Origin of the sequence: Mariprofundus aestuarium (assembly GCF_002795805.1) — a bacterium.
Classification (GTDB): Bacteria; Pseudomonadota; Zetaproteobacteria; order Mariprofundales; family Mariprofundaceae; genus Mariprofundus; species Mariprofundus aestuarium.
Genome location: NZ_CP018799.1, coordinates 444709 through 457825 on the forward strand (window position 1 = coordinate 444709; position 13117 = coordinate 457825).

10 protein-coding genes are annotated in these 13117 nt (G+C 52.9%); 8 read left to right on the forward strand and 2 right to left on the reverse strand.

Annotated features, from left to right (window positions below; translation table 11 throughout):
• Positions 1–33 precede the first annotated feature (33 nt).
• Positions 34–702 (reverse strand): YceH family protein, encoded by a 669-nt coding sequence (locus Ga0123461_RS02305; RefSeq protein WP_232710300.1) that lies wholly within the window; start codon positions 700–702, stop codon positions 34–36.
• Positions 703–869: 167 nt separating this feature from the next.
• Here Ga0123461_RS02305 and Ga0123461_RS02310 point away from each other — a divergent pair, with 167 nt between their 5' ends.
• Complete coding sequence (locus Ga0123461_RS02310; protein ID WP_100276858.1) at positions 870–3761, forward strand: hybrid sensor histidine kinase/response regulator; 2892 nt, start codon at positions 870–872, stop codon at positions 3759–3761.
• Positions 3762–3806: 45 nt separating this feature from the next.
• Here the strand turns inward: Ga0123461_RS02310 and Ga0123461_RS02315 are convergent, their stop codons facing one another.
• Entirely contained in the window at positions 3807–4709 is a 903-nt protein-coding gene (locus Ga0123461_RS02315) for a pseudouridine synthase (protein WP_100276859.1), read from the reverse strand.
• Positions 4710–4798: 89 nt separating this feature from the next.
• Between Ga0123461_RS02315 and Ga0123461_RS02320 the strand changes: the two genes are divergently transcribed.
• From Ga0123461_RS02320 to coaE, 7 genes are all read left to right on the forward strand, one after another.
• Positions 4799–5680, forward strand: coding sequence for a shikimate dehydrogenase family protein (locus tag Ga0123461_RS02320; protein ID WP_100276860.1), 882 nt, complete (start codon positions 4799–4801; stop codon positions 5678–5680).
• Positions 5680–7377, forward strand: coding sequence for a type IV-A pilus assembly ATPase PilB (pilB, locus tag Ga0123461_RS02325; RefSeq protein ID WP_100276861.1), 1698 nt, complete (start codon positions 5680–5682; stop codon positions 7375–7377). Before Ga0123461_RS02320 ends, pilB begins: the two co-directional genes overlap by 1 nt.
• On the forward strand, positions 7377–8570 hold the full coding sequence (locus tag Ga0123461_RS02330; protein WP_100278638.1) for a type II secretion system F family protein: 1194 nt from the start codon (positions 7377–7379) through the stop codon (positions 8568–8570). Before pilB ends, Ga0123461_RS02330 begins: the two co-directional genes overlap by 1 nt.
• A 78-nt stretch (positions 8571–8648) precedes the next feature.
• The gene (locus tag Ga0123461_RS02335; protein WP_100276862.1) at positions 8649–10184 is read left to right on the forward strand and encodes a sensor histidine kinase; all 1536 of its coding nucleotides are present in this window, start codon (positions 8649–8651) and stop codon (positions 10182–10184) included.
• Positions 10177–11547 carry a sigma-54-dependent transcriptional regulator gene (locus Ga0123461_RS02340; RefSeq protein ID WP_100276863.1) on the forward strand — a complete coding sequence of 457 codons (1371 nt, stop codon included), beginning with the start codon at positions 10177–10179 and terminating at the stop codon, positions 11545–11547. Before Ga0123461_RS02335 ends, Ga0123461_RS02340 begins: the two co-directional genes overlap by 8 nt.
• Entirely contained in the window at positions 11544–12314 is a 771-nt protein-coding gene (locus Ga0123461_RS02345; protein WP_100276864.1) for a prepilin peptidase, read from the forward strand. The genes Ga0123461_RS02340 and Ga0123461_RS02345 overlap by 4 nt, the downstream gene beginning before the upstream one ends.
• Positions 12311–12928, forward strand: coding sequence for a dephospho-CoA kinase (gene coaE / locus Ga0123461_RS02350; RefSeq protein WP_100276865.1), 618 nt, complete (start codon positions 12311–12313; stop codon positions 12926–12928). The genes Ga0123461_RS02345 and coaE overlap by 4 nt, the downstream gene beginning before the upstream one ends.
• Positions 12929–13117 lie beyond the last annotated feature (189 nt).

Here is a 13117-nt window from a genome sequence, read left to right on the forward strand (position 1 = left end):
AGCCGCCCTTTCTTTCTATTGGGTCATCGGGTTTTATAGAAAGGCGGATGTTTTTCCCTCTTTTAGCTCCCTGACCTCTTTTTGCAGCTGAACTACGCTCTCTTCAAGGCGGGCAATACGCTCGAGGGTTTCACCTGAAAGTGATGGTGCTGCTGGAGCGGCAGTTCTTACAGGTTGGGTTTTAATGTCCGGGGTGCCGCAGAGCAGGTGGCTGTAGCGATCCTCGCGCTGGCCGTGGGCTCTGGGGATCTGGATTACCAGCGGTTCATCCCTGTCGGTTAAATCCTGAAGTATCTTTTGAATCTCATCATTATCAGCGAACTCGACCATGCGACTGGTATTTACCTTGATCTCATTCAAGGTGTGCGAGCCACGCAATAACATCACGCAGATAATGGCACGCTCTTTCGCTGAGAGGTGCAACTTGCGCGCAAGAAACTGCTCAAAACGGTCAGCACGGGCGAGGGTGTTGGCGGTGACCAGCCCTTCATGGCGGAGTTCGCTGATCACACTGGCAACCTGCTGTGGAGTCAGGTTCATCACCGGGTTGCGGCTCGACTTCTGGTTGCAGGCGGCAACGAGCGCATTGAGGGTGAGCGGATAGTAATCGGGCGTGGTCATCTGTTTTTCCATCAGGCTACCAAGCACCCGTGCCTGCAACTGACTCAACATCGCTTCTGTGCTCTCCTCAAATTCACTCATGTCTTCACTCCTGCTTCCCTGGCATCAGGCTAGCGAATCGGAAGAGGCAGCGAAATATGTTTCATTTTCACGGAATAGATATATAACCTTGCATAATGAACATGTGATTTAAGCAAGAGAGTGATCAGGATGATTTCTATGGGTGGCATGAAGCCGTGAATGCAGACATGAAACTTGACCGTAGCACTGCTGATTCTCAGGAGATGCTACTCTCCGAGCGGGTGAGGATTGCCTACGGGAGCATGGCTAGTTCGCTTGCCGGAAATATCATTAACAGCTCTATTCTGGTCGCCCTTCTCTGGTCTGTTGCTGACCAAGCTATACTTGTCGGTTGGTGGTTATATATTTTCACCATCAGTGTATGGCGTGGATTTGACGGCTGGCGGTTCAAAAAAAGAGGTGATGGCTCCCGAGGTGTTTCCTACTGGGCCAGACGATTCTCCATTGCTGCTTACCTTGGCGCCATGGGCTGGTCAGCAGCCGTACTCCTGCTTTTTCAGTCGGATTCTGTAACCTATCAGGCACTGCTGGCTTTCGTTGTTGCAGGCATGACAGCGGGCGCAACCGTGGTGCTTTCCACCTTCTGGCTACCCGGGCTGGCCTACCTTCTGTTGCCTCTTGTTCCTCTGGCTGTTCAGTTTTTCCGACTTGATGGTGAGATCGCATTAGGTATGGGTGTGATGATCTCCCTCTACCTGGTCGTTATGGTTTCTGTAGCTCGAAAAATCCATGATAATACAATACAGAATATTCGCCTGCGGATCGAAAGTGGCCTGCATGAAGAGGAGTTAAGCAAGTCTGAAGAGAAGTTTCGTCTTCTTTTTGAGTCGGTTGATGATGCCATCTTCATTTCGAACGCAAAGGGGCAGTTCATTGATGTGAATCCCGTGGCTCACCAGCGGCTCGGTTATACAAAAGATGAGATGCTCAACATGTATGCCTCCGATCTCAACTCCCCGAAACATGAAGCCACTGTTCCCGTGCGAATGGAGAAGCTCAAAAAATATGGCAGGGCCCGTTTTGAGGTCGGGCATCTCCACAAGGACGGAACGACAATGCCTGTGGAGGTCAATTGCCGTATTGTCGATTTTCAGGGGGAGCGGGTGCAGTTCAGTGTGGTTCGTGATTTAACCGAGCGCATACAGGCCGAGCAGGAGCTGAAGCAGAGTGAGGAGCGCTTCCGTGATATCTCGATGAGCATGGCTGACTGGATATGGGAGGTGAATAGCGACGGGGTCTACACCTTTGTTTCCGGCAAGGTGAAGGAGCTGCTTGGTTACGAGCCAGATGAAGTACTTGGCAAAACGCCACTCGATCTGATGAGCAAGGATGAAGCGAGCCGCGTAGGTCGCATATTTCAGGATGTTGCGGCTAACAAGCAGGCAATTGTTGACCTTGAAAACTGGCTCCTGACCAAGGATGGCCAGAGTGTTTGCATGCTCACCAGCGGTGTTCCGATTCTGGGTGGGCAGGGCGAACTTTTGGGTTATCGCGGGGTGGATCAGGATATTACTGAGCGCCGACGGGTAGAGGATGAGCTGCGCAAGCTTTCAAGGGCAGTTGAGTATGCCGGCGAATCTATTGTGATTACCGCTGCGGATGGCGTTATCGAATACATCAACCCCGCTTTTACCCGCCTGACAGGTTTTAGCGCAGAGGATGCCGTCGGGAAAACCCCCGCCATTTTGAAAAGTGGTGAGCAGGATGATGCTTTCTACCGTGCGTTCTGGAGCACCATCTCCAGTGGTAAGGTATGGCAGGGGCCGTTGGTGGATCGCCGTAAAGATGGTTCTGTGTACAGTGCGATGATGACAGTTGCTCCGATTACCGATGATCATGGCGAGATCACTCACTATGTGGCCATGCAGATGGATATGAGCGAATACGAAGAGCTTGAAGCGCGTTTCCAGCAGGCACAGAAAATGGAGGCAATCGGTACGCTGGTTGGGGGCATTGCCCATGATTTCAATAACATGCTGGCAGCGCTGCTCGGCAACGTTTATCTGGCTAAGAGTTCAGCGAAAGATAATCCAGCGATGGTCGAGCGGCTGGATCGCATTGAAACGGTCAGCCAGAGGGCGGCCGATATGATAGGGCAGCTCTTGACCTTTGCGCGCAAGGGGACTGTGGCGATGCGTCCCTTGTCATTGGCACCATTTCTTAAGGAGATATTCAAGCTGGCCCGACCGTCCATTCCTGAAAGTATTGAAATGAAATTACAAATCTCTGATAAAGATCTGATTTCGACAGGTGATGTGACCCAGTTGCAGCAGGTTCTGCTTAACCTGATTACCAATGCCTCTCATGCACTGGAGGGGGTGAATGATCCTGAGATTGTTGTCGGACTGAAACGTTTTGAACCGGACAGTCGCTTTTATCAGATACATGAGGAAATCAAGGCCGATCAGATGGCGTTGCTCTATGTGCGCGATAATGGTTGTGGTATTGAGGATAATGATCTAGATAAGGTGTTTGAACCCTTTTTTACCACCAAAGAGGCAGGTAAAGGTTCAGGGCTGGGTCTTTCGATGGTGCATGGGGCAATCAAAACCCATCACGGCGCAGTTGAGATATTCTCGGAGCCGGATGCTGGAACCTCGGTGCACCTCTATCTTCCTCTTGAGGGAGACGGTGAATCATTACCTGAAAAAGCCGGCAAGCTGGAGGCTGAAAAGGGGGGCGGTGAAGGAATTTTACTGATTGATGACGAAGTGCTGGTGCGTGAAGTGAATGCCGAGGTTCTGGAGAATCTGGGCTATCGGGTGTTTGTAGCAGAAAATGGAGTGCATGCTCAGGCGGTGTACCTGAGACATGCGGCGGAGATCGGGCTGGCCTTGGTCGACATGGTGATGCCAAAGATGGGTGGTCTGGAATTTGTGTCATGGCTGCGCGACAAGAGTGCAACGCTGCCGGTAATTATGATGACTGGATATGATCGGGATCATGCGCTGGCTGCGCAGGAGATGCCGGAGCACAGCGTTCTATTGAACAAGCCAATAGAGGTGCCGGAGCTCAGCAGTATGGTACGTGTTATGATTGAAAGAGAGCGGGATAAATAAGCTGCCTGTTGCGCGATAATCTGACCTTTATGGTGCTCTCTTTGTTTACCATTGAAGGTTGAATTTACTTTTGAAAAGGAAATCCTCTCCTGTTAACGGGTCGGTGAAGGCAAGCTTCCTGGCAAGCAGTTGCAGTGGATTGTCGTAGCTGGGTGGGTCAGAAGGTGGCTGGAAGTCGGGGTAGAGGCGATCACCTACGATAATAGAGCCGATGAGCCCAAGGTGCAGGCGCAGTTGGTGGGTTTTACCGGTGATCGGTTCCAGCTTAAAACGTGCAAGCCCATCACGTGTTTCAAGCAGGTGGATGTGTGAACGGGCGTTGATCTCACCCTCCACATTCCTGAATCGCACCCATGGCTCGCCGCGTTCAATGCGACTTTCGACCAGCCATTTCCCCTGTTCCGGCTGATCCGGAATGGTCGCAATAGCCTCGTAAAACTTCTTGATGCCTCCATGTCGGAAAAGATCGAAATAGGGGGCGCGATGCTTCTCCCCGACGGTAAAGAGAACGAGACCTGCTGTTTCACGATCCAGTCTGTGCACAGGAACCAGGTGTTCAAGACCGGTGCTTCGCTTGAGGCGGTGAAGCAGGCATTCGTTGACGTATGATCCTCCCGGGGTGACCGGCAGGAAGTGCGGCTTGTCAGCTATCAGGAAGTTGTTATTGCAAAACAGTACAGACTCTCGGAACGGAATCGGATGTTCATGCGTCACTTCGCGGAAATAGCTTAGCCGTGCATTGACCCGGTAAGGTGTGCTTTCGTTAATGATTTTCCCCTTCTCGTTGCTGATTTTTCCGCTCTGCAGTCGGTGCAGCCAGACCTCGCGTCCCACATGGGGGAATCGGTGGTCAAAAAAATCGAGCAGAGATGGGTAAGGGGGGGGTGTGTTTGGCAGCGTGATAAACGACGGGCTGGGCGCGGTGCTCTGTGGGTCGATAGCTGTCATAATCCCGAAGCATGCTAAATCACTGTAGTATTCACCAGAAGAAAGGTTCCCTTTGACACTTTCCTTCACTGTTTCTAAGCTGACGGAGCATGGAAATCAACGGATCGACAAAGCTTTACGGCATCATTGGCTGGCCAGTGAAACACTCACTTTCACCTGTTTTTCAGGCATCTTTCCTGGAGCAGCTTCAGATCAATGCGGCCTATCTCCCCTTTGCAGTGGCACCTGATCTGCTTAATCAGGCCCTGGAGGGGTTGTTTGCTCTTGGTGTCGAAGGATTTAATGTGACTGTTCCACATAAGGAATCGGTGTTTCAGCGGGTGTCGGCGGATGATGATGCCCGGCTAATTGGTGCGGTAAACACTGTTCGCCGTGGAGTGAATGGATGGGACGCGACCAATACAGACTGGCGTGGATTCAAAGCGGTGGTTGAAGGGCTTGAGACCCCTGTGCGGGGGAAGAGGGCGCTGTTGTTCGGAGCCGGTGGCACTGCACGCGCTGTGCTGCATGCGCTGGCTGCACTTGGTCTCGATACCGTTTATATCTGCAATCGCAATTCTGAACGATTGGCTGGCTTTGTTGAATTCGCCCACACCAATTATCCACAACTTGTTTGTGAGCCCGTTAGTTGGGAGCAGAAGAGTGTCACAGCTGCCTGTGCAGATGCTGTTCTGTTGGTGAATACCACGACGATTGGTCTGGCACCTGAGCAACAATTTCCATTTGCACTCTCTGGAGCAGGAGCGGCTATTGATGCTGTTTACAAGCCCGATGGTGATACGGCCTTTTGCCGGGCAGCGGAAGGGTCAAGGAGTGCTGTCGACGGACTGCCTATGCTGATCGCACAGGGAGCGGAGTCTTTTGCATGGTGGCACGGGTGCACTCGCCCGAATTGCATCAGCGCGTTGAGCAGTATCGAGAAACATCTTGGCAGAACTCCCGTGAAGCTGCCGGGTTGGCAGGCTAACTGATGAGTCGATCTCGTTTGGGAGATATTCTGCTACGGCAGCAGCGCATTACGCGTGAGCAACTTGATCAGGTTGTGCGTGAGTCTAAACTCAATGGCGATACGCTTACTTCGCAGCTGGTGAAGCAGGATATCTTTACCGAAGAGCAGCTGGTTGCTTTTGTTGCCCGTTCGTTCGGCTGTCCCGTGGTCGATCTGGACAAGGTTGAGGTAGATCCTGAGGCCTCCAAGGTTCCTTTTGATATCCTGCGAAAGAATGTGATCCTGCCACTCCGGCAGGAAGGAAACATGCTTAAGCTGGCTGTTGCCGACCCCTACGATATCAATGCCCTGGATGAGATCGCCTTTATCAGCGGCAAACAGATTGACCTTGTGATTGCAGCTGAAAGCGACCTGATTAAAAAGCTCGATGCCTTGAGCGGAACCGAGTCGCACCTGCAGGATGTGATGGCCGATCTCGGGGCGATGGATGTTCATGTTGTTGAGGAGATTGAAGAGGACGTCGATGAGCTCTCACTCTCCGCCAAGACTGAGGCAGCACCCGTTGTCCGGCTGATTAACCTGATACTGCTTGATGCAATCAAGCGTGGTGCATCCGATATTCATCTGGAACCCTATGAGAAGGTGCTGCGTGTGCGTTACCGCATTGACGGGGTGCTGCATGAGATTATGCGTCCGCGTATGAACATGCGCGATGCGATGATTTCACGTCTAAAAATTCTTGCTCGACTCGATATTTCAGAGCGCCGCATTCCACAGGATGGGCGCATCAAGTTGAGGCTTTCGCGGGCTAAAACGGTGGATTTTCGTGTCTCGGTGTTACCGACCCTGTTTGGTGAGAAGGTGGTGTTGCGCTTGCTCGATCCATCCAGTCTGCAACTGGATATGACCAAGCTGGGTTATTCGCCACAGGCACTGGGCTGGCTGAAGGAGACTATCAGCCGCCCCTACGGCATGGTACTTGTGACCGGGCCGACAGGTTCGGGTAAAACCGTGAGCCTCTATTCAGCTGTTGCCGAGTTGAACCAGCCAGGCGTGAATATCTGCACGGCTGAGGATCCTGTAGAGTTTAACTTTATGGGTATCAATCAGGTTAATGTGAAGCCCGATATCGGCCTCGACTTCCCTGCCTCCCTGCGTTCATTCTTGCGTCAGGATCCCGATATTATCCTTATCGGTGAGATCCGCGATTACGACACAGCCGCCATCGGTATCAAGGCTGCACTGACAGGCCATCTGGTGCTGGCTACGCTGCATACCAACGATGCTCCATCCACGATGACACGCCTGGTCAATATGGGGGTTGAGTCATTTCTGGTGGGCTCTGCCGTGAATCTGGTCTCCGCCCAGCGTCTGGCCCGTCGCATTTGTGCTGATTGTAAAACGGAGATGGAAATTCCAGCTTCAGCCTTGCTGGAGGCGGGTGTTCCCGAGGGTGAAGTTGCATCCTATCGTCCAATGCATGGAACAGGCTGCCCTACCTGCAGTGGTACAGGCTATAAGGGGCGGACCGGCATCTATCAGGTCATGCCCGTTTTTGATGAAATTCGCGAGGCGGTATATACAGGTGAAAATTCAGACAGGATTAACGAAATCGCAGTGCGCATGGGCGTAAAGACGTTGCGCATGGAGGCTCTGGAGAAAGTGAAGGCTGGTGAGATAACCCTGGAAGAGTGCCTCAGAGTGACGGTGGCAGGCTGATGGCAATATTTGTTTGGCAGGGAAAAAATAGGCAGGGCGGCCCCCAGAGCGGAGAAATGGAGGCGAAGAATCGTGAAATCGTATTGGCCACCCTTCGCCGCCAGGGATTGACCGAAACCAAGGTTAAGAAAAAGCCGATCGAGATTCATCTCTTCCCGGAAAAGGTTGATGAAAAGGATATCTCCGTTTTCTTTCGCCAGCTCTCAACCATGATTAATGCCGGACTGCCGCTGGTGCAGTGTTTTGAGATGGCAGAGAGGGGATCGGAGAAAAAAGCATTGAACAAATTGCTTAAAGATGTGCGCCAGAGCCTTGAGAGCGGCAACCCGCTGGGTGAAACGATGCGCAAATTCCCCAAGGAGTTCGACAGGTTGACCTGTGCGCTGGTCGAGGCGGGCGAGCAGGGCGGCATTCTCGACTCGATCCTGCTCAGGCTCTGCACCTACAAGGAAAAGGCGCTCAGCCTGAAGCGAAAAATCAAATCGGCGATGGTTTATCCTGCAGCTATTCTGGCGGTCTCCTTTATTGTGACAGCGATTCTGATGATCTTTGTGATTCCGATATTCGGTGAGATGTTTGCCGACTTCGGGGCCGACCTTCCTGCGCCGACCCAAATTACGATGATGGTTTCGGATCTCTTTGTCGAGTACTGGTACTTAGTGGTCGGTGCGCCGATCGCGCTGGTGTTTGCCATCAAGTCGATCTATAAAACGCCCAAGGGACGCTACCAGCTCGATAAACTGTTATTGGCGCTGCCTGTTATGGGCGAGGTGCTGCGTAAAGCATCCGTAGCCCGTTTCTGCCGCACATTCTCGACGCTGGCGGCAGCGGGTGTGCCGATTCTCGAGGCGCTGGATACGGTGGCCGAGACTGCAGGTAATGTGGTGATTGAAGAGGTGATTCTCTCATCCAAGGTTTCAATCGCGCAGGGCCAGACGCTTAGCGCGCCACTTGAAGAGAGTGGAATATTTCCAGTCATGGTGACGCAGATGATTTCGATCGGGGAACAGACAGGAAGCCTTGAAGAGATGCTCTCCAAGATCGCCGATTTTTATGAGGAGGAGGTCGATGTCGCGGTGGATAATATGCAGCAGCTGATGGAGCCTCTGATTATGGCCTTTCTCGGTGTGGTGATTGGTGGACTGGTGATCTCTATGTATCTGCCGATCTTCCAGATGGCTTCGATCGTCTGATCTTCCAAACCAACATTGGCACAATCAACCCATTCTTACAGAGCTTTCTGCGCATGAAAGCCGGTCATTAAGCAGCAGATGTCAATAATCTACTACAGAGCGATGGCTGGCGGTGTCATATCCCTGATTATCGCGACCTGGTTTTATAATGCTGCCGGAGGTTTTCAGCCGCTGCTGATTCTGGCTGGGCTGCTGTTTCTTTCCCTGCTGGTGCTTGAGTTCATTCTTTCCTACAGCGAGGTAAGCCTGCGTAACCAGTACCTGATTGGCTATGGTGGCGATGCATTGATTGCAGGGCTGCTGATCTTTGCAACCGGTGGCGTAGCCAGTCCATTCTCATTTCTTTCGGGGCTGATCATTGTTGCCTCGGGCCTGCATGCCATGCGGATGCTGCCGCAGCTGGTGGCGATCATTGCCTGTTTCGGGTATCTGGCGGCGGCATACGGGGATGAATGGATAGCTTATCATGCACCGCTTGATTTTCAGCAGGCACTCAACGCCCTGCTGCAGGTATCCGCCCTGCTGCTGGTAGGCGGCGTGATGGCATATATTTCAAACCGGCATGCTACGCTGAGTGCTAGCAGCGACCGTATGGTTCGCAAACATCGCCAGCTCAAGGATCTCTACGATCGGGTGATGCAGTCGATGCATGAGGGCATGGTTGTACTGGATGAGAGCCTGCAACTTTCCGATATGAATGATGCGGCTGGCAAACTTCTCGGTTCACTGCAGTTGGAGGTGCTGCTCTCCAGTCCTGCATTGAAGAGATACCTTGAGCAGCCGCAATCAGTCTCATTTCAGTGTGATTACGAGCATGAGGGTAAGATGTTGCTGGTGCGGGTGACACGTCTGTCGGCGGGGCATGATGCGACCTGGTTATTAACACTGGTTGATATCAGTGAGGTCAGGAAGCTGGAGCGGGAGCTCATCCAGCAGGAGAAAATGGCTGCACTTGGTCAAATGGCGGCCATGCTGGCGCATGAGATTCGCAATCCGATTCAGACCATGACGCAGGGGCTGGAGTTTGTCGGTGTTGATGCTAGTCGGGATGTGAGCATCAAACATATCATGCACGATGAGATGATGCGTCTGAACAGGTTAGCCTCAACGATGCTGGATTACGCGAAGCCATTGAACCCTTCTCCGGTTCCTGTTGCGGTTCCTGAACTGATCATATCCGCAGTTGCCCAGTTTGAGATGAGCGGGGCAGGCCATGTACACTGGGAGTGCGATGTGAGCCGATTGCAGCTGGATCCCGACCACTTTCGACTGGTGCTGGATAACCTGCTTTCCAACGCATTGGCTAACAGGAGTGGCGATGGTGAGGTTCGGATAGAGATGCATGCAGTCGGTGAAACATGGAGTTTTTCGGTCTGTAATCCGGGCCAGGTTCCGGATGATTTGAAAAACAGGATATTTGAACCGTTTGTCAGCGGTCGTTCCCGAGGAGTCGGACTTGGGCTGGCGACTGTTCAGCAGGTTTGCCGTGCCAACGGCTGGCAAGTCGACCTGATGAGTAAAGAGGCATCCACCTGCTTTACAGTGACCGGTGCAATCAATACGGAAAGCAGTGAAGATAGAACGCGAGAAACAGTGGAGGGAAATCATGGCTGATATTCTGCTCGTTGAAGATGAAGCGAATGCCAGACAGATTTTGTCTCTGGGGCTGAACATGCAGGGGCATCAGGTCAGGGGCTGTGAATCAGCGGCAGAGGCGGAAAAGCTGATGCGCGCCTACGATTTTGATGTCGTGCTGACCGACCTGCGCATGGATGGGCGCGATGCAGGATTGGATGTAATTCGTGCAGGGAAAAACCTGCAACCCGGCGCCAGAATCCTTCTTCTTACCGCCTATGCCAGTGCTGAAACTGCTGTGGCAGCGATGAAAGAGGGTGCATTTGATTACCTGACCAAGCCGGTATCAGCAGAGGAGCTAGCTGCTGCTGTAGAGCGGGCGCTTGCGGATAGTGCCACGGCTGATGCGGCTCACGGCGATCATGCTGGTGAAGATTCCGCCGCGAAAAATGAGATGCTGATCGGAGAGTCTGAGCCAATGAGGCGGGTGCGATCCCGCCTTCAACGCGCAGCGCAATCAGATTTCACGGTACTCATCAGCGGGGAGTCAGGGACAGGCAAGGAGCTTGCCGCCATATCTGTGCACGCCGCATCAAACCGCGCCAAAGGACCGTTCGTGCCAGTTCATTGTGGTGCTATTCCCGAGGGGCTGTTTGAATCGGAGCTGTTCGGCCACCGTAAGGGGGCGTTTACCGGTGCTGATTACAATCGAGCAGGTCTGATTGAATCTGCGAATGGCGGAACGCTATTCTTGGACGAGATTGGCGAGATGCCTATTGCCGTTCAGGTCAAGCTGCTGCGTGCCCTTCAGGAGCGGCGCATCCGCCGTGTTGGTGATGACAGGGAACATGATGTCGATGTGCGTATCATTGCAGCTACGAACCGGGATCTGGAAGCTGAGGTGCGCAAAGGCACATTCCGAGAGGATCTTTTCTTCCGTTTGAATGTAGTGCCGGTGCATATGCCGCCGCTTCGCCAGCGGCGGGAGGATATTCCTGAGCTGGCAAAGGCGCTTGTCCAGCAGTGGAATGATGGGCGAGCCAGACTGAATGATGACTGTCTGGCGCGCCTGTCTGAGCTTCCTTTTATGGGCAATGTGCGTGAACTGGAAAACCTGTTGCAACGGATGCTGGCCCTATCTGAGGGTGGAGATCTTGATCTTGCCCTGCTCAATGAACTCTATTCCGTGTCGCAACCGGAGCCCGAGGTGTCGCTGTCTCACCTGCAGAAGCAGGAGCAGGATCTGGACAGCTGGCTGGAGAAAATCGAGCGGCAACTGATTGATGAAGCCCTAGCTAAAACCGGAGGTAATATCACGCGTGCCGCGGAGGAGCTGGGTGTCAGTTTCCGCTCGTTACGCTATCGACTGAAAAAGCTGGGCGTCGCCGGGGAGGATGAGTGAGTCTGTTCATTCTTGCAGCAGGTTTGCTGGGACTTCTCTTCGGCAGCTTTGCCAATGTATGTGTACACAGGATTCCGCGCCGGGAGTCGATAGCCTTTCCGGCCAGTCATTGCCCTGCCTGCCATCATCCGATTGCCATAAGTGATAATATCCCGCTCATCTCATGGCTATTGCTGAAAGGGCGCTGCCGGCACTGCTCTGCCCCGATATCATGGCGTTATCCGTTTCTGGAAGTGGTCATGGGTCTGAGCTTTGCTGGCCTGACATGGTTCTATGGGCCCAGCCCGATACTGTTGGTCGCAATCGTACTTTTTTTCCTGCTCTGGATACTGACGCTGATCGACCTTGAAACAGGCCTGCTGCCTAATGCCCTGACCTTCCCCGGCATTGCGCTGGGGTTGGCATTCTCATGGTGGTTTGGTTACTGGCAGGATGCGCTGATCGGTGCAATCGCGGGTTACTGGATCTTCTGGCTGGTGGCACGACTGTTCCTGTTGATCACCGGTCGAGAAGGGATGGGGTACGGAGATTTCAAGCTTCTGGCTATGCTGGGGGCTTTTATGGGTTGGCAGGCACTGCCGTTTATTATTCTAACCTCATCGGTAACCGGTGTTGTAATCGGCACGATCTTCCTGCTGCTTTCACGGCGTGGTATCCGGGCGGAGATCCCCTTTGGTCCTTACCTGGCGCTGGCGGGCATGATCTGGTTTGTCACAGGCAGTGATATTCTTAACTGGTATACGGGCCTGCTCGGAGTGAGCGGGTGAATGCTCCGCTTCGAATAGGACTTACCGGCGGCATTGGGAGTGGAAAAAGTGCAGTGGCCTCCATGTTTGAACAACAGGCTGTTCCAGTGCTTGATCTTGACAAGAAGGGGCATGAGATCGTTTCTCCCGGTTCGTCTGGGCTGATAAAACTTGTCGAAGTCTTTGGTGATTCATTCCTCAATAGTGATGATTCACTGAATCGCGCAGCGCTGGCTACCCACTGCTTTAGTGATGCCGATGAAACGGCCAAATTAAATGCCATCATGCACCCGATGATCTGGCAAGCTGAGGAGCAGTGGCTGCAGTCGCAGCAGGCACCCTATGTGGTTATCGAGGCCTCGGTGCTCCTTGAATCCGGTGGTGCAGGCCGTATGGATGCGGTGATTGCAGTGCTGGCGAACGAGGAGCGTCGTCTGAAGCGGGTGCTCGCTCGCGGTGATCGTGATGAAAAGAGCTTTCGTGCGATTGTGGCCCGCCAATGCAGTGATGATCTGCGCAGATCCAAGGCGACCTATCTCATAGAGAATAACGGCTCCCTGCAGGAGCTTCAGGAGCAGGTGAATACAATTCATCGGCAGATTATAGAGAGAATTAGCCCTATTTCTGTTGAATAGGGCTGTTGTTGGCCGTGGCGATGAGGTAGGTTCTCAGGGTTGACATGGGGAGCACGCACAACAACAATGCATCCGTTGCCGGTTCTCTCCGGCGTTCCGGTTATCCGCAAGTACTCTGGTTATCCGAAATTATTTGTCACCAATCTTAGTAATTCAATGAAGACGCATCAGGCTTTATCTACACGACCC